We start from the raw sequence: 15436 nt of genomic DNA on the forward strand, positions 1-15436 counted from the left end.
GTATGATATAGGTCATGTATCCAAGTGCATCTTGTCACCGTTACGGAGGAACCTATGACAGCAACCAAAACGCCCGCGTTCCATAAGCCGCCGCTGTTCACCCGGCAGCAGCTCATTGCCCTGCTGCTGCCGCTGATTGCAGAGCAGGCGCTCAGCGTGACCATCGGTCTGGCCGACACGCTGATGGTCTCCTCGGTGGGGGAAGCCGCTGTTTCCGGCGTGAGCCTTGTGGACAGCTTCAACACCCTGATGATCCAGATCATGAGCGCCCTTGCCACCGGCGGCGCGGTGGTCACCAGCCAGTACATCGGCCGGCAGGAGCCAAAGGATGCCAAGAATGCAGCGGCGCAGATCCTGTTCATCCTGTCCAGCTTCAGCCTGCTGGTGGCCGCCGTTGTGGTGGCGGGCCGCCATGCCATCCTGCGCGGCATCTTCGGCTCCATCGACGTGGACGTGATGCGCTATGCCGAGACCTACTTTCTGCTCTCGGCCCTGAGCTACCCCTTCATCGGCCTGTACAACGCCGGTGCGGCCCTGTTCCGGGCGCAGGGCAACAGCAAGATCAGCATGATGTCCAGCCTTGTAATGAATGTGGTGAACATTGGCGGCAACGCCGTGCTGATCTACGGCTTCAAAATGGGCGTGATGGGTGCCGCACTGGCCAGCCTTGTGTCCCGCGCCATTGCCTGCGTGGCTGTGCTGTACCTGCTGCAGCGGCCCGCCTGCCCGCTGCGGGTGGACGGCCTGCAGGCCCTTGCCCCGAAGGCACGGCTCATCCAGCAGATCCTGCGGGTGGGCATCCCTGCCGGTATTGAAAACGGCATGTTCCAGATCGGCAAGCTGTCCGTTTCCAGCCTGACCTCCACCCTTGGCACCGCCGCCATTGCGGCCAACGCCGTGGCAAACACCACCACCACCTTTTTGAACATCCCGGCCAACGCCGTGGGCATGGCTGCGCTGACCGTGGTGGGCCAGTGCCTTGGCGCAGGCGAAAAAGATCAGGCCGTGTATTACTCCCGCCGCCTGATGCTGTTTGCCTACTGCGGCGCATGGTTCATGAACCTTTCGGCCTTCCTGTTTGCCAACAAATTTGCACTGGGCCTGTTCAACCTCTCGCCGGAAGCCTACGCCATGGCGCTGGAAGTGATGGTGTGGTTCAACATCGTTTCGCTGTTCATCTGGCCTTCCAGCTTTACCATGCCCAACATCCTGCGTGCGGCAGGCGATGCCCGCTTTACCATGACCGTGAGCATCGTGTCCATGTGGGCCTTCCGGGTGGGCTTCTGCTACCTGTGTGTGCTGGCCTTCCACGGCGGCCTGCTGGCCATCTGGATGGGCATGTATCTGGACTGGGCGTTCCGCTCCCTGTGCTTCTTTGTACGCTTCCTGCGCGGCAAGTGGCTGGAACAGCAGGTCATCTGAATCTTTCCTCTGCATTTTATAAGAGCCTGCCGCGAAGGCAGGCTCTTTTTTACGCAATACGCACAAATAATTTATTTGTTTTTCAGCAATGTTGTCTGCTTTCGTTCTTGTTTTTGTCACATTCCCGGCGTATAATTTCACAGTGCTAAGAGCTTTCACTTCTGCAAAAAGGAGGCTTTTTCAATGAAACGCAGTTGGTTTTCGCGCCATCCGATTTGCTTCATGGCGCTGTATCTCATACTTTATCTTTCCGCATTCAATTTCCTGAACACCCAGATCCATATGCCGCACATCCTCGTGCACTGCCGGCTGGACGATCTGATTCCCTTCTGCAAATATGCGGCCATCCCCTATTTTGCATGGTTTCCGTGGATCCCGTTCACCCTGTTCTTCCTTCTGTGGAAGGCACCCCGGGAGGACTTCTGGCGGCTGTGTATGCCGCTGTTCAGCGGTATGACCATTGCGCTGGCCTGCTACGTGATCCTGCCCACCGGGCTGAATCTGCGCCCCTGCTATGTGCCGGGCACAGACATCTTCGCCCGTGCGGTGCGGTTCCTGTACAGCACCGACACACCCATCAATGTCTGCCCGTCCATCCATGTGTTCAACTCGGTCACGCTGATGCTGGCCTATCACCGCTGCCGCATCTTTGAGCAGCCCCGGTTCCGCTGGATGCGCCCGGCCGCTGATGTGCTGTGCATCTCCATCGTATGCTCCACCATGCTGCTCAAGCAGCACAGCTGCATCGATGCAGCGCTGGGCGCTTTGCTGGCGCTGGCACTGGATACCGCGTTCAGCCGTATGATGGACACCAACGATCTGCCGCAGATGCGCCGCATCTGAATCTCTATAAAAAAGAAATGCGCTGTCATCGGGGGACAGCGCATCTTTTTTTGTTCAGAACAGATCCTCCGGCAGGCAGACATCCTGCTTTGGCACCTTTGCCCAGGAAAAGTCCTTGATCAGGCTTTCCGGTGTGCGGGGCGCAGGCTCCGGCTGCAGGCCGTAGGCGTAGGCAAGCTTGCCCACGATCTCCTGCGCGGTATACTTTTCCCGCAGGTTTTCCAGACTCTGGTCGCCGTCGCGCTTGGAGAGCCGCCGCCCATCTGGGGCCAGCAGCAGCGGGCAGTGGGCAAACCCCGGTGCCTGCAGGCCCAGCAGGCGGTACAAATACAGCTGCCGTGCCGTGGACGAAAGCAGGTCTGCACCGCGCACCACTTCGGTAACGCCCATGCGGGCATCGTCCACCACCACGGCCAACTGATAGGCGAACACGCCATCCGCCCGGCGCAGGTAGAAGTCACCGCAGTCGTGCAAAAGATTTTCGGTGTGCAGGCCCATGCAGCCATCCACAAATGTGATGTCCTCGTCCGGCACCATCAGACGGTAGGCAGGGGCCTTCTTTTTGCGTTTTTCCTCAATTTCGGCAGCGGTCAGGCTGCGGCAGGTGCCCGGATAGACCACGTTGCCGTCCGAGGTATGGGGCGCACTGGCCGCGTGCAGCTGGGCGCGGGAGCAAAAACACGGGTACACAAGGCCGCGCTCTTCCAGCTTTTTGTAGCTTGCGGTGTAGATCTCCGCGCACTCACTCTGGTAATAGGGGCCGTTCGGCCCGCCGGTGCTGCCGCCCTCGTCCCACGCAAGGCCCAGCCAGTCCAGATCCTGTTCCAGCAGGTCAGCATAGATGCGCGGGCAGCGCTCGGCATCCAGATCCTCAATGCGCAGCACGATGCGCCCGCCCTGACTTTTTGCGCTGAGCCACGCCAGCAGGCTGCAAGCCAGATTGCCAAGATGCAGCCGCCCGCTGGGGCTGGGTGCAAAGCGGCCGATTGGCGGTACAGGCTCTGTTTTTTGCGTAAAAACTGCTTGTTCTTGCATGTGTATCCTTTCAGCCGCCGGACGATTTAAAATTGCCGACGCGTTCGCTTTGGCAATATCAGCGGAAATATTATTTTTAAATTTGTAACTCCGAAACGACTGCGGTCGTTTCGGAGTTACTTTTTCACGGGAAAAGTCGTAACGGGAAACGGCATGTTGCTGCTGTCGGCTTATCGCCGTCGCGCAGCGACTATAGATCGGTGGAACACAAAAAATCCTTTCGCTCTGCACAGGAAGCCGCTTTTTCCCTATTATAGTTGCCCGTCCGCCAAAGGTCAACAGACCACCCGGCCAAGCCGCCGCTCCACCGCCTGCCGCACCTCCGGCGCGCGGATGCCGTACACGATCTGCACATCGCAGCCGCTTTGCACCACACCGCTGCAGGGCAGGGCTTTCAGGGCCTGCTCCTTGACGAAGGCCGGGTCGTTCACCGTGACACGCAGGCGGGTAAAGCAGTTATCCACCGTGCGGATGTTCTCCCGCCCGCCAAAGGCTGCAATGAGCTTTTCTACTCCCTGCTCGTCCAGCGGCAGGGCCTTTTCCGGCCAGGACGGCTCTTCCGGGCGGCGGCCCGGTGTGGGCAGGTCCAGCGCCTTGATGAGCACAGTGAACACCACAAAATACACCGCGATCTGGGCAAGGCCCAGCAGATACAGCACCGGGTAGTTCGTGCGGGCCGCACCAGCGGAAAGGTTCATCACAAGCGACCCCAGAAGGTTCGAGGTAAACGCCGTGACTCCGCACAGGTGCAGCAGCACGATGAAGCTGCCGGAGATGGCTGCGTGCGCCAGCCACAAAACCGGTGCCGAGAAGCAGAACAGAAAATCCAGCGGCTCCGTAATGGAAGCCAGCGATGCCGTAAAGGCCAGCGGCAGCAGCTGAAGAGCAGTCTTTTTGCGGCTGCCCCGCTGGGCACAGAAGATGAATGCCGCCGCAATGCCAAAGTAGCCGAAGGTCTTGGTAAAGCCGGTGTACATCCACACGATGCCATCCGAAAACGGCAGGCCGAGGTTATATTCGGTCATCGTGACCACATAGGCACCGGTATAGGTGATGCTGCCCACCGTGAGCTGACCGCCCAGCTGCGAGAACTGGAACGGCATATACACCAGATGATGCAGCCCTGTAGGGATGAGCAGCCGTTCCAGAAAGCCGTACAAAAACAACCCGATATTGCCGGAAGCGGCAATGAAGCCGGTGACGGCCGCAATGGCCTTCTGGACAGGCGGCCAGACAAAGCAGGCCCCAAAGCCCAGCACCGCCGCCAGTGCCGCCATGCAGGCAAAGGACCACCGCACACCGGAGAACACACCGCCCAGAATGCCGCGGTGGGCTTTTTCGCAGGTGCGGTCATACACAAAGGCGGTGAGCAGGCCCAGCAGAATGCCGCCGAACACGCCGGTATCCACAGTCTGGATGCCCAGCACCATGGTCTGGCCTGCGCTGTACAGGCCGGTAAGCGCATCCGGCTGCGCCAGCAGGCCCAACTCGGTCAGCGTTACATTGCCCGCTGTCAGGTAGACAAGATAGCTCATCAGGGCGATGAACGCCGCCTGATGCTTTTCCCGCTTTGCCAGCGCCGCCGCAAGACCGGTGCAGAACAGCACGCTCAGATTTGAAATGACCGCCGTGAGGCATTTGTAAATGATCCTGCCCGCCAGCTGCACCGGCTCCCACCGCAGAAAGGGCAGCACCCCGGCCAGCGGCGCACTGGTGAGCAGTGCGCCCACCACCAGCAGCAGGCCCGCCGCCGAAAGATAGCTCAGCGGTGCCAGCATTGCGCGGGAGAACCGCTCCAATGCGGCTGTGATGCGGTGCTTCATGGGCGTTTCCCTCCTTTCCGGCTGACGTGGGCAGACACTATACTTGTAGTCAACCGATTTTTGCAAAAAATGTCAAGAATGCAAAGTTCCCAAAAATACATCCCTTCTTTGTGCAGGGTGCATATTTCCCGCTTGAAATTCGTTCTGCGCTGTCCGATTGACAACCGCCGCGGCAGAACGTATACTTAGGGTGTATCGTTTTGAAGTGCTGCGGCCCGGCTGCGGCACCGCTCAAGGAGGACATTACTATGAAATTGAGATATACCCGCATCCTCTCGCTGCTGCTCTGCGCAGCGCTGGCCTGCAGCATTCTGGCAGGCTGCGGCGGCTCAACCGCCAGCAGTTCCGAAGCGCCAGGCTCTGCCAGCAGTTCTGCAAGCTCCGCTGCTTCCGGCGAGGACCTGCCTGATTCCACCACCCGGGCCGACACCTCCGGCCTGAACCCCGGCGATTTTGACGAGAACTCCATCTTCTCCATCACCGGCACCGCTGCCGCCTTTGAGCCTTGTCTGGGCTGGGGGCCGGGTGTTTCCGGCTGCTCGCTCAAATCGGTGATCGCAGCGGCATCCCTGCTGCAGTGGGCAGAAAACGCCCGCCTTGCCTCCCGCACCCCGGAAGCCGTGCAGGAAGCTTTCTACAGCTGGTACGACACGCTGGACGCTGATGAGCAGGAAAGCTTTGCCGAGGCCTGGACGATGATCGAGCCGGACGCGCTGAGCCTTTTGAGCGACAAGGACAGCATGGCTGGCCGCATTGAGGATGCCGGCCTTGACCCGGACACCCTGCCCGGCTGCACCCTGAAGAACTGGCAGGCCCTGCAGACCGTGCTGGACGACTGCGTGCCCGCAGCGGGCCAGTGAACCCAACATAAAAAGAAGCTGACCGGGCTGGTCAGCTTCTTTTTGTTTTTGCGGAAAAGGCCGGGGCCGCCTGCGGCATCAGACCTTCTTCAGCACATACTGGCGGGTGCCCATGCCGATCTTCTCGGCCTGATCCAGCGTGGCCTTCCACTCGATATTGGGGTTGGAATCCTTGAAGTTGTCGTGGTGGCAGTTCCAGCCGGGCTTTGCAAGGTTCTGGCCCAGCTGGCTGTTCGGCAGCGGCTGTGCATTCAGGCAGGCATCGGCGCAGGCCTGATCCAGCGCCACCGGATCAAAGGATGCAAAGATGCCGATATCCGGCAGGATGGGTGCATCGTTCTCGCAGTGGCAGTCGCAGTTGGGGCTGATGTCCTGCACCAGAGAAACATGGAAGCAGGGACGGCCTGCGCATACGGCAGCCGCGTACTCGGCCATTTTGCGGTCCAGCATCTCATTGGCGCTGTCGCACTGGGAATAGATAGCGTCAAAGTTGCAGGCACCGATGCAGCGGCCGCAGCCCTTGCACTTGGTCTGGTCGATGACGGCCTTGTTGTTTGCATCGTAGGTGATGGCATCGGAGCCGCACTCCTTGGCGCAGCGGTGGCAGCCGCGGCACAGGCTCTGCTGCACCTCCGGGTGTCCGGCGGCGTGCTGTATCATCTTGCCTGCGCGGGAGCCGCAGCCCATGCCGATGTTCTTGAGAGTACCGCCGAAGCCGGTGGATTCGTGGCCCTTGAAATGGGTCAGGCTGATAAAGATATCTGCGTCCATGATGGCGCGGCCGATCTTTGCCGTCTTGCAGTATTCGCCGTTCGGCACCGGCACCTCTGCCTCATCGGTGCCGCGCAGGCCGTCCGCAATGATGACCTGACAGCCGGTGGTCATGGGCCAGAAACCGTTCAGCTGGGCACAGGTGAGGTGCTCCAGTGCGTTCTTGCGGCTGCCCGGATACAGGGTGTTGCAGTCGGTCAGAAACGGCAGACCGCCCTGCTCCTTGCACAGATCGGCCACCACCTTGGCGTAGTTGGGGCGCAGGAATGCCAGATTGCCCAGCTCACCGAAATGCATCTTGATGGCAACGAACTTGCCATCCATATCAATATCCTTAATCCCGGCAGCAATGCACACGCGGCGCAGCTTGTCCAGCAGGCTGGTGCCCACGGGACAGCGGAAATCTGTATAATAGACCTTGGATGCTTCCATAGCAGTTTCCTCCATTTTGTTTGCGCGGCACGCTGCCGCATACTCTCTTGTTTTGTAGTATAGCACATCTTTTTGCAAAGAAAAAGTGCAGTCGTAAAGGGCGGTGGGCACACCTCTGTGTCCCACGATCAAAATGGCCTCCGCTGATCGCTCTGGCCATATTTAGCGGAACTATTATTTCATAAGTAAAGAAAGCCGGAAATCTGCGGATTTCCGGCTTTCTATTTTCACAGGAAAGAGTCGTAGCAGTCAGCGGCATCGTGCAGCGCCGGCTCCCTACGGAAGCGTTCGCGCAGCAGACGGAGCACAAACTTGCCCGCACGGCGCGTCGCGCAAGCGACTCAAAATCGGCGGAACACAAAAAATCCTTTAGCGGAGCGGCTTGGATTTTTTGTATGGAGCCCAACAGCTTTGGGGTCACTAGGGGCGAGCAGCCCCTTTTTCATGGATCCAGCGCGTTGAAATCGCTGTGACCTTGCCGCGCTGAACACGCGGCATTTGCTTTGCAAACCGGTCTGCGGCTTAAAAGCCCCACTGGGGCTTTCATGCCCTGCGGGCACCGCCGTCCTTTCTGGTTCTCTTTTGGCACGCAAAAGAGAACATCCCCGGCGGCGATGCATCTTGCAAAAGGCATGAAACCTTAAACACGCGACTACGCTCTGTGCGGGAAGCATTCTAAATCAGAAGATTGCCGTCGCAGCCGCCACTGCCAGCACGATGATGCCCAGCACGATGCGGTAGGCACCAAAGAACTTGAAATCGTGGCGCTTGACGTAATCCATCAGGAAGCGGATGGCGGCAAGGCTCATGCCAAAGGCCACCACACAGCCCACTGCCAGCACAGCCACCTCGGTGCCGGTCATCACAGAACCGCCGACAACGAACTTGACCACCTTGAGCAGGGATGCGCCCGCCATGACCGGGATGGCCAGATAGAAGGTGAACTCTGCCACACAGGCGCGGGACAGGCCCAGCAGCAGGCCGCCCACGATGGTGGCACCGGAGCGGGAGGTGCCCGGAATGATGGCCAGACACTGCCACAGGCCAATGATGATGGCATCGCGGTAGGTGATCTGCTCCAGCCGGCTCACGTGCGGCGCGGCGCGGCGGTTCTCCACAACAAAGAACAGCGCGCCGTACAGAATGAGCATCGCGGCAACAGTGATGTAATTGTAGAAGTGAGCTTCCATCCAGTCGTCCAGCGGGCTGATGATGAGCACCGGGATCGTGGCCGCTACCACCTTGAACCACAGGCTCCACACGCTGGGCTTGGAAATGACTCTGCCCTGCTTTATGCCAAAGGGCCACAGCTTGCCCCAGAACAGCACCACCACGGCCATGATGGCACCCAGCTGGATGACCACACGGAACATGGACATGAACTCTTCGCTTGCGTTGAATTTGATGATCTGTTCCAGCAGGATCATATGACCGGTGGACGAAATGGGAAGCCACTCGGTAATGCCCTCCACAATGCCCATCAGGATGGCTTTGATGATCTCAAAAAACGTAAGTACCCCTCCTTGTGCACAAAGGCACAGTAACTTATTTTCTTCCAGTATACCATACTATGTCTCTGCACGCACGCAGAATGCGAAAATTTTTACGCCCGCCGCCACTTTTGCCCTGCAGGCTGTTACTGCGCTGGGAAATGTGTTATACTGATGCAAAGACCCTTTTCCTTCTATTTTATCCGCAAATCAAAGCAGCGTTTAAACACCCTTGGTATTTTTGTTGAACTATTCTACAACGAGGTGAATCCATATGAATATTCTGGTGATCGGCTGCGACCAGGTGGGTGCTTCCCTCATCCGCGATCTGGAACGCATCGGCCATGATATCTCGCTGATTGAAAAGGATCCCGAACAGCTCAAGCGTCTGGATGCCTTTGACGACTACAGCTTTGGCGGCACGGCTCTGGTGGGCGACCCCACCGACCCGGATACCCTGCGGCAGGGCGGCATTGACAACTGCGATGCCGTGGCCGCTGTGAGCGAGGACGACTCGGTAAACCTGATGGCGGCACAGATCGCAAAAAGCATCTTCCGCCGTGAGAAGGTGATCTGCCGCGTGTCCGACCCGCACCTGCAGGTGCTGTACCACAAGGCTTACGAGATCGACACCATCTGCCCCACGGTGCTCACCGAGCAATCGGTGTTCCGCGCACTGGCAAAGTAAAAAGTGAGGGAAGCATATGAAAGTTTGTATCGCAGGCGGCGGCAAGGTGGGCATGTATCTGGCCCAGAGCCTGCTGGCCCACCGCCACAAAGTGACCATCATTGAACCGCAGGAAATGCTGTGCCGTTCGCTGGCCGATTCGCTGGATATCCCGGTGATCTGCGGCGATGCCATCAGCTTTGACACCATGCGCACGGCCGACGTTGCCAACTGCGATGCCTTTGTGGCCGTGACCGGTGCGGACGAGAACAACCTTGTGGCCTGCCAGATCGCAAAGCGGGAGTTTGGCGTGAACCGCACTGTGGCCCGGGCCTCCAACCCCAAGAACCGCGAGCTGCTGCACACCTTAGGCGTGGACACCGTAGTGTGCGGCACCGACAACCTGAGCCACATCCTTGAGCGCGAGATCGAGACGGATACCATCCGCCAGCTGCTGTCGCTGGGCGGCGGCACTGCCAGCCTGAACGAAATTTTGCTGCCGGAGAACTTCAAGTTTGCAGGGCAGGCGGTCAAGGACATCCCCATGCCGGGCGATGTCATTCTGGTGTGCATCACCCGCGATGCGGAGTTCATCATCCCCCACGGCAACACCACCTTACTGCCGTGGGACCGCATCCTCTGCCTGACGCAGGATGACACCCTGCACCTGCTGATGGATGCCTGGGGCCTTTCCGGCAAATGACCGAACGTGACCTGCTGCGCACGGCGCTGATCATCCCGCCCAAGGGCCGGGCCGTGCTGTGCGTCTGGGCCGCTGTTCCCGGCGTGTTCTGCGCGCCTTTTGTGTTCTGGCAGAGCCTGTTTGCCGGGTGTATTTTCTGTGCCCTGTGGGCGTGCCTTGTGTTCGCCGCGTGGGCAAGAGCCTGCAGCTTTACCGCAGTGCTCACCGCCCGGAACACTGCCGTGCGGGCCGGTATCGCCGTTCCCATCACACGGCAGCTGCCCCGCCGGGCCGTGACTGGCGTGTGGACCCTGCGCACGCCGCTTCTGTGGCTGGCCGGGTGCAGCGTGCTGGTGGTGCACGGCCCGGGCGTACAGCTGTTCCTGCCGGGCGTGGATGCCCTGCAGGCGCAGGCCCTTGCCGCTGTGCTGATGGAGGAAACGCCATGACCGAACGCGGCTTCCACCCGTTTGCGGTGCTGCATTTTCTGCGCAAGACCATCCTGCTGTATCTGCTGCCGCTTTTGCAGGTGCTGTTTGCCCGCAACTGGGCGGCGCTGCGCACGGCTCTGGTGCAGGGCGCAGTGCTGCTGGCGGTGATCGCTGCCGTGAGTGCTGCCGTGCTCCATACAAGCCGCTGGCGGGTGGATGCACAGGGAACCCTGCGGGTGCGCTGGCGGCTGGGCGTGCGGCTGGACCGCTGCCTGAAAGCCAGCCAGCTGGCAGCGCTCACCATCGAGCGGCCCCTGCTCTACCGGCTGGCCGGTGCCAGCCGGGTGGTGCTGTATCCTGCCGGGCAGAAGCGCACCCTGACCTTGCTTTTGAGCGCGCAGGACGCGCAGTTTTTAGCTGACCGCATGATGCCGCGCCGGGATGCTGTGGCCCACACCCCGCGCGGCGGCGAAAAGCTGGCCTTTGCGGTGCTGGGTGCCAACGGCCTTTCCACCCTTGCTTTGCTGGCGCTGGCCATCAAACAGAGCAGGCCCTATGCGCCGGATGCCCAGACGGCGGCCTTTGCCCACCTGAACCGCATTGCGGCGTGGGCGGCGCGCTGGCTGCCCATGGGCACAGCATGGCTGCTGGTGCTGGGCGGTGTGCTGTTCTGCGCCAGCCTTGTGCGCAGTGCGGCCCATGCGGCCCATTACACCGTGTGGCGCACCGAGAGTCACCTTGGCAGCAGGGGCGGCTTTGTGCGCCGGTATGAGATGCGCCTTGCGCTGGAACATCTGAGCTATGCGGACCTGCGCCGCTCGCCTGCCACATGGGCGCTGGGCTGCTGCCCGGTGTTCGTTACAGCAGGCAGCTTCCAGCCAGAGATCCCGTTGCTGGTCTGGCGGGAGGACGGCCCTTTTCTACAGGAGCTGCTGCCCGGCTTTGCCCTGCCGCCAAAAGCCCCGGTGGACACCGCAGGCCGCAGCATCCCGGCGTTTTTTCTGCCTGCCGGCATTCCCTGCGGGCTGTGCCTGCTGCTGACAGCGGTATCCCGCTACACCCTGCCCGCCCTCACGGTGCCGCTGCTGGTGGTCACCGCTGTGTTTGCCGCCCTGCTGGTGGGTGCGTACAACGGCTGGCGCAAAGAGGGCATCTGGCTGCAAAACGGCCGCCTGACCCTGCGCTGGCAGCACGGCTTCCATCTGCACGACATCTGCGTGCTCTGCCCTGTTCCGGCCCTGACGGCCATGCAGTCGCCATGGGCCGCGGCGGTGCACCGCACGAACCTCACCCTCACCTTTCCGGGCGGGGTGAAGTGCAGGGTGCGCAGCGTAAAGTGCATCGAATTGCCTTTTTTGCTTTTCTGAAACTGTAAGGAGTCTTTTTCTGTGATAAAAACTGTATTATTCGATCTGGACGGCACCCTTCTGAACACCATCGACGACCTTGCCGATGCGGGAAACTGGGTGTGTGCACAGCACGGCTGGCCCACCTTTACGGTGGAACAGTTCAAGCACATGGTGGGCAACGGCATCCCGAAGCTGGTGGAGCGCTTCTCGCCGGAAAATGCCCGCACACCGGAGCAGCTGGCGGCCACGCTGGCCGAGTTCACTGCCCGGTACGACGCCCACAAGGAGGACAAGACGGCCCCCTATCCCGGCATCCCGGAGCTGCTGGACGAGCTGCGAGCACAGGGCATCCAGTGCGCAGTGTTCTCCAACAAGGCCGACCCGCTCTGCGGCAAGATCATCGCCCACTATTTCGGCACAGGCCGCTTTGCCGCTGTGCGCGGCAGCAGGCCCGGCGTGCCCACCAAACCGAACCCCGCCGGGCTGTATGCGCTGATGGACGAGATCGGTGCAGACCGCTCTGCCACCCTTTTTGTGGGCGACAGCGATGTGGACATCCTCACCGGACACAATGCCGGACTGCCCGCCATGGGCGCGCTGTGGGGCTTCCGGGGCCGCGCAGAACTGACCGCTGCCGGTGCGGATGCACTGGCAGCGGTGCCGGAGGATATTTTTACTTATATCAAAAACAACTGAAGACGCAAAAAGGCGAGCCGCCCATTGGACGGCTCGCCTTTTGTGTTCTTTGGGGTAACTTTATCAGCCCAGAGTGACTTCCTGGATCTTGGAGGAAGCGAACTCGAAGGGCCAGACGGTCTTCCACTCCTGATCCTGCACCTGTGCGATAGCAACAGAAGCGTAGGTGTTGTCACGGTAGTGCTTTGCGCCGCCGATCTCGTACTCGGGAGCGAACTCGATCTTGGAGTAGGGCAGAACGATCTTGCGGCCGCCCTCGAATGCACCGTCGATGGACAGCTCTGCCAGAGCGTCGCGGACAGCGGCGCCGTCGGTGGAGCCGGCCTTCTCGATGGCGGTCTTGAACAGCCACACAACGGTGTAGGACTCAGCAGAGTGACCGTTCATGTTGACATTGTAGACCTTCTTGAAGTCCTCGTTGATCTCCACGCCGTTGGTCAGGTCGGGGTTGAACTCGACAACAGAAGCCACGCCGTTTGCGGATGCGCCCAGGTTCGGGATGAAGGAAGGATCGGTGAAGCCGTTGGCCTTGGCAACGATCATCTTGGGCTTGTAGTTCTGCTCCTTCAGGGTCTGGACGAACAGAGTAGCGTCGCCGATGTAGGAGTCGCACAGGATGGCATCGGGATCAGCCTGCTTCAGAGCCAGGACCTGAGAGGACAGGTCGGTAGCGTTGGAGCTGTAGTCCACTTCGGCCACAACATCCAGACCGTAATCGGGTGCGAACAGGTTGACGCAGCGGATCAGCTCCTGACCGATGGCAGCCTTATCGGTGAAGATGGCGACCTTCTTGATCTCGTTGCCGGTCTGCTCCTTGGAGTCCTGCAGATACTTCAGCATATCTTCCACGTAGACGGAGTTCAGCGGGCACAGACGGAAGAAGTAATCGTAGTCCTTGTGGTCCTCGTCGGTCAGACGGTCCAGCGTGGAGATAGCGGTGATCATGGGGATGCCGTACTGCTGGCAGACCTGAGCCACGACCTCGGTAACAACGGACATGTGGCAGCCCATAATGACGTTGACACCTTCCTGAGTGATCAGGCGCTCTGCCTCAGACTTACCGGTAGCTGCGTCGCCTGCGTGGTCGCCGCGGACGACTTCCAGCATCTGGCCGTTCACGCCGCCTGCCTTGTTGATCTCGTCCACTGCAAAATCGATGCCGCGCAGGATGTTCTCGCCGATGGCTGCGTTGCCGCCGGACATTGCGTAGATGGTGCCGATCTTGATGGTATCACCGCTGGCTGCTGCAGTGCTGCCGGATGCTGCGGCGCTGGTAGATGCTGCAGTGCTGGTGGAAGCGGAAGAGCCGCCGCAGGCGGTCAGAGCAGCTGCGCTGCCCAGAACAGCGGATGCCTTCAGGAAGCTTCTACGAGAGATCTTTTTCATAATTGTCCTCCAATTCTGTTTGTAAAAAACAGCTTGTTAATCCGAGATGCCCCGCCGCACCGTGTGAAGTAGTGCCCGCCGGACATCCAGTTTCCAAAATCAGATGCCGAGGTACGCCTTCTTGACGTGCTCGTTTGCCGAGAGCTCGGCGGCGGTGCCTTCCAGCGCCACGCGGCCGTTCTCAATGACATAGCCGCGGTCAGCCGCTGCAAGGGCTTTGGTGATATCCTGCTCCACCAGCAGAACCGAGATGCCGTCATTCTTCACCATGGTCTTGGCCACTTCCAGAATGTCGTCCACGATGTTGGGAGCAAGGCCCAGACTGGGCTCGTCCAGGATCAGCAGCTTGGGCATACCGATCAACGCACGGGCCACGGCCACCATCTGCTGCTCGCCGCCGGACAGGGTGCCGGCAGCCTGCTTTGCGCGCTCGCGCAGTTTGGGGAACCAGTTATAGCACTTTTCCAGATTTTCTGCAAAATGCGCCTTGGTCTCCTTATTGAATGCACCCAGTTCCAGATTTTCCAGCACGGTCATCTCGGTAAAGAGCTGACGGCCTTCCGGCACCTGCACGATGCCGCTGTCCAGAATAACGCGGGAGCTTTTGCCGGAGAGGTCCTCCCCGTTGAACTCCACCTTGCCGGAGCTGGCCTTGACCATGCCTGTGATGGTGCGCACCATGGTGGTCTTACCGGCACCGTTGGAGCCAAGGATGGCAACGATCTCGCCATCCTTCACCTCAAAGCCGATGTCCCACAGGATGTTCACAGAGCCGTAACCGGCGTTCAGACCTTCAACTTTAAGCACTTGCGCCCTCCTTTTTGGTGCCCAGGTACACCTCCATGACGTAAGGATCGTTCATGACCTGCTCGGGCGTGCCCTCAGCGATCTTTTCGCCGTGGTGAAGGACGATGACCTTCTCGCACAGGCTCACGACCGCCTTCATGATGTGCTCGATGAGCAGGATGGTGACACCGGACTCGTTGATCTTGCGGATCAGCTGGATGGCCTCTTCGGTCTCAGCCGGGTTCAAGCCTGCCATGTTCTCGTCCAGAAACAGCACTTCGGGCTTGGTGGCCAGAGCGCGGGCCATCTCCAGACGCTTCTGGTCCGGCGTGCCCATGTCCTTGGAGATCACATGACGCTTTTCGTACAGGCCGGTGAAGTGCAGCACCTCCATGGCGCGCTCCTTGGCCTCTTTTTCGCTCTTTGCACCGGCGTGGCCGAAGTAGGCGGCGGCGGTGACGTTATCCAGAACGCTCAGGTTCTTCAGAGGCTTCATGATCTGGAAGGTGCGGGCGATCTTCATGTTGGTGTACTCATACGCCTTTTTGTTGGTGATGTCCTCACCATTGTAGAAGATCTTGCCTTCGGTGGGCGGGTAGTAGCCGCAGATCATGTTGAAGGTGGTGGATTTACCAGCACCGTTGGGGCCGATCATGCCGGTGATGGAGCCTTTCTCCACCGAGAAAGAAACATCATGCACGGCGGTCAGACCCTTGAACCGCTTGGTCAGGCCCTGGACTTCAATAATAGGCTTTTCTGCCAT

The 15436-nt window shown here is 59.9% G+C and carries 15 protein-coding genes; 8 read left to right on the plus strand and 7 right to left on the minus strand.

Annotated features, from left to right (window positions below):
* Positions 1 to 54: 54 nt before the first annotated feature.
* Together MTP41_RS07895 and MTP41_RS07900 are read left to right on the plus strand one after the other, a co-directional pair.
* Positions 55 to 1422, plus strand: coding sequence for an MATE family efflux transporter (locus tag MTP41_RS07895; protein ID WP_118529212.1), 1368 nt, complete (start codon positions 55 to 57; stop codon positions 1420 to 1422).
* 183 nt (positions 1423 to 1605) lie between these two features.
* Positions 1606 to 2265 (plus strand): phosphatase PAP2 family protein, encoded by a 660-nt coding sequence (locus MTP41_RS07900; RefSeq protein ID WP_118529211.1) that lies wholly within the window; start codon positions 1606 to 1608, stop codon positions 2263 to 2265.
* A gap of 54 nt (positions 2266 to 2319) precedes the next feature.
* Here MTP41_RS07900 and gluQRS read toward each other — a convergent pair whose 3' ends face one another.
* Both gluQRS and MTP41_RS07910 read right to left on the minus strand, forming a co-directional pair.
* Positions 2320 to 3300 (minus strand): tRNA glutamyl-Q(34) synthetase GluQRS, encoded by a 981-nt coding sequence (gene gluQRS / locus MTP41_RS07905; RefSeq protein ID WP_249235265.1) that lies wholly within the window; start codon positions 3298 to 3300, stop codon positions 2320 to 2322.
* A gap of 275 nt (positions 3301 to 3575) precedes the next feature.
* Positions 3576 to 5123: a PTS transporter subunit EIIC gene (locus MTP41_RS07910; RefSeq protein WP_249235266.1), complete on the minus strand. Its 1548-nt coding sequence runs from the start codon at positions 5121 to 5123 to the stop codon at positions 3576 to 3578.
* Between the two features lie 248 nt (positions 5124 to 5371).
* Here MTP41_RS07910 and MTP41_RS07915 point away from each other — a divergent pair, with 248 nt between their 5' ends.
* Positions 5372 to 5983 (plus strand): hypothetical protein, encoded by a 612-nt coding sequence (locus MTP41_RS07915; protein ID WP_249235267.1) that lies wholly within the window; start codon positions 5372 to 5374, stop codon positions 5981 to 5983.
* A 78-nt stretch (positions 5984 to 6061) separates the two neighbouring features.
* Here the strand turns inward: MTP41_RS07915 and MTP41_RS07920 are convergent, their stop codons facing one another.
* Together MTP41_RS07920 and MTP41_RS07925 are read right to left on the minus strand one after the other, a co-directional pair.
* Complete coding sequence (locus tag MTP41_RS07920; RefSeq protein WP_097774082.1) at positions 6062 to 7186, minus strand: DUF362 domain-containing protein; 1125 nt, start codon at positions 7184 to 7186, stop codon at positions 6062 to 6064.
* Between the two features lie 680 nt (positions 7187 to 7866).
* Complete coding sequence (locus MTP41_RS07925) at positions 7867 to 8667, minus strand: undecaprenyl-diphosphate phosphatase (RefSeq protein ID WP_249235268.1); 801 nt, start codon at positions 8665 to 8667, stop codon at positions 7867 to 7869.
* A 283-nt stretch (positions 8668 to 8950) separates the two neighbouring features.
* Here MTP41_RS07925 and MTP41_RS07930 point away from each other — a divergent pair, with 283 nt between their 5' ends.
* From MTP41_RS07930 to MTP41_RS07950, 5 genes are read left to right on the plus strand one after another with little or no spacing between them, the layout of a single operon-like run.
* The gene (locus tag MTP41_RS07930) at positions 8951 to 9364 is read left to right on the plus strand and encodes a potassium channel family protein (RefSeq protein WP_097776768.1); all 414 of its coding nucleotides are present in this window, start codon (positions 8951 to 8953) and stop codon (positions 9362 to 9364) included.
* 16 nt (positions 9365 to 9380) lie between these two features.
* Entirely contained in the window at positions 9381 to 10046 is a 666-nt protein-coding gene (locus MTP41_RS07935) for a potassium channel family protein (protein ID WP_249235269.1), read from the plus strand.
* On the plus strand, positions 10043 to 10474 hold the full coding sequence (locus MTP41_RS07940; protein ID WP_097774085.1) for a hypothetical protein: 432 nt from the start codon (positions 10043 to 10045) through the stop codon (positions 10472 to 10474). Before MTP41_RS07935 ends, MTP41_RS07940 begins: the two co-directional genes overlap by 4 nt.
* Positions 10471 to 11823 carry a PH domain-containing protein gene (locus MTP41_RS07945; protein WP_249235270.1) on the plus strand — a complete coding sequence of 451 codons (1353 nt, stop codon included), beginning with the start codon at positions 10471 to 10473 and terminating at the stop codon, positions 11821 to 11823. Before MTP41_RS07940 ends, MTP41_RS07945 begins: the two co-directional genes overlap by 4 nt.
* Positions 11824 to 11844: 21 nt before the next feature.
* Positions 11845 to 12501: an HAD family hydrolase gene (locus tag MTP41_RS07950; RefSeq protein ID WP_249235271.1), complete on the plus strand. Its 657-nt coding sequence runs from the start codon at positions 11845 to 11847 to the stop codon at positions 12499 to 12501.
* A gap of 63 nt (positions 12502 to 12564) precedes the next feature.
* Here MTP41_RS07950 and MTP41_RS07955 read toward each other — a convergent pair whose 3' ends face one another.
* From MTP41_RS07955 to MTP41_RS07965, 3 genes are all read right to left on the minus strand, one after another.
* The gene (locus tag MTP41_RS07955; protein ID WP_249235272.1) at positions 12565 to 13887 is read right to left on the minus strand and encodes an ABC transporter substrate-binding protein; all 1323 of its coding nucleotides are present in this window, start codon (positions 13885 to 13887) and stop codon (positions 12565 to 12567) included.
* A 99-nt stretch (positions 13888 to 13986) separates the two neighbouring features.
* The gene (locus MTP41_RS07960; protein ID WP_005937160.1) at positions 13987 to 14694 is read right to left on the minus strand and encodes an ABC transporter ATP-binding protein; all 708 of its coding nucleotides are present in this window, start codon (positions 14692 to 14694) and stop codon (positions 13987 to 13989) included.
* Positions 14687 to 15436: an ABC transporter ATP-binding protein gene (locus tag MTP41_RS07965; RefSeq protein WP_005937157.1), complete on the minus strand. Its 750-nt coding sequence runs from the start codon at positions 15434 to 15436 to the stop codon at positions 14687 to 14689. The genes MTP41_RS07960 and MTP41_RS07965 overlap by 8 nt, the downstream gene beginning before the upstream one ends.

The organism is Faecalibacterium sp. I4-3-84 (assembly GCF_023347255.1).
In the GTDB taxonomy this organism is placed as follows: domain Bacteria; phylum Bacillota; class Clostridia; order Oscillospirales; family Ruminococcaceae; genus Faecalibacterium; species Faecalibacterium taiwanense.

Bases quoted from the DNA above. Each gene is read 5' to 3' on its own strand.
- MTP41_RS07895 (WP_118529212.1), top strand. From the start codon at position 55: ATGACAGCAACCAAAACGCCCGCGTTCCATAAGCCGCCGCTGTTCACC.
- MTP41_RS07900 (WP_118529211.1), top strand. From the start codon at position 1,606: ATGAAACGCAGTTGGTTTTCGCGCCATCCGATTTGCTTCATGGCGCTG.
- gluQRS (WP_249235265.1), bottom strand. From the start codon at position 3,300: ATGCAAGAACAAGCAGTTTTTACGCAAAAAACAGAGCCTGTACCGCCA.
- MTP41_RS07910 (WP_249235266.1), bottom strand. From the start codon at position 5,123: ATGAAGCACCGCATCACAGCCGCATTGGAGCGGTTCTCCCGCGCAATG.
- MTP41_RS07915 (WP_249235267.1), top strand. From the start codon at position 5,372: ATGAAATTGAGATATACCCGCATCCTCTCGCTGCTGCTCTGCGCAGCG.
- MTP41_RS07920 (WP_097774082.1), bottom strand. From the start codon at position 7,186: ATGGAAGCATCCAAGGTCTATTATACAGATTTCCGCTGTCCCGTGGGC.
- MTP41_RS07925 (WP_249235268.1), bottom strand. From the start codon at position 8,667: ATGGGCATTGTGGAGGGCATTACCGAGTGGCTTCCCATTTCGTCCACC.
- MTP41_RS07930 (WP_097776768.1), top strand. From the start codon at position 8,951: ATGAATATTCTGGTGATCGGCTGCGACCAGGTGGGTGCTTCCCTCATC.
- MTP41_RS07935 (WP_249235269.1), top strand. From the start codon at position 9,381: ATGAAAGTTTGTATCGCAGGCGGCGGCAAGGTGGGCATGTATCTGGCC.
- MTP41_RS07940 (WP_097774085.1), top strand. From the start codon at position 10,043: ATGACCGAACGTGACCTGCTGCGCACGGCGCTGATCATCCCGCCCAAG.
- MTP41_RS07945 (WP_249235270.1), top strand. From the start codon at position 10,471: ATGACCGAACGCGGCTTCCACCCGTTTGCGGTGCTGCATTTTCTGCGC.
- MTP41_RS07955 (WP_249235272.1), bottom strand. From the start codon at position 13,887: ATGAAAAAGATCTCTCGTAGAAGCTTCCTGAAGGCATCCGCTGTTCTG.
- MTP41_RS07965 (WP_005937157.1), bottom strand. From the start codon at position 15,436: ATGGCAGAAAAGCCTATTATTGAAGTCCAGGGCCTGACCAAGCGGTTC.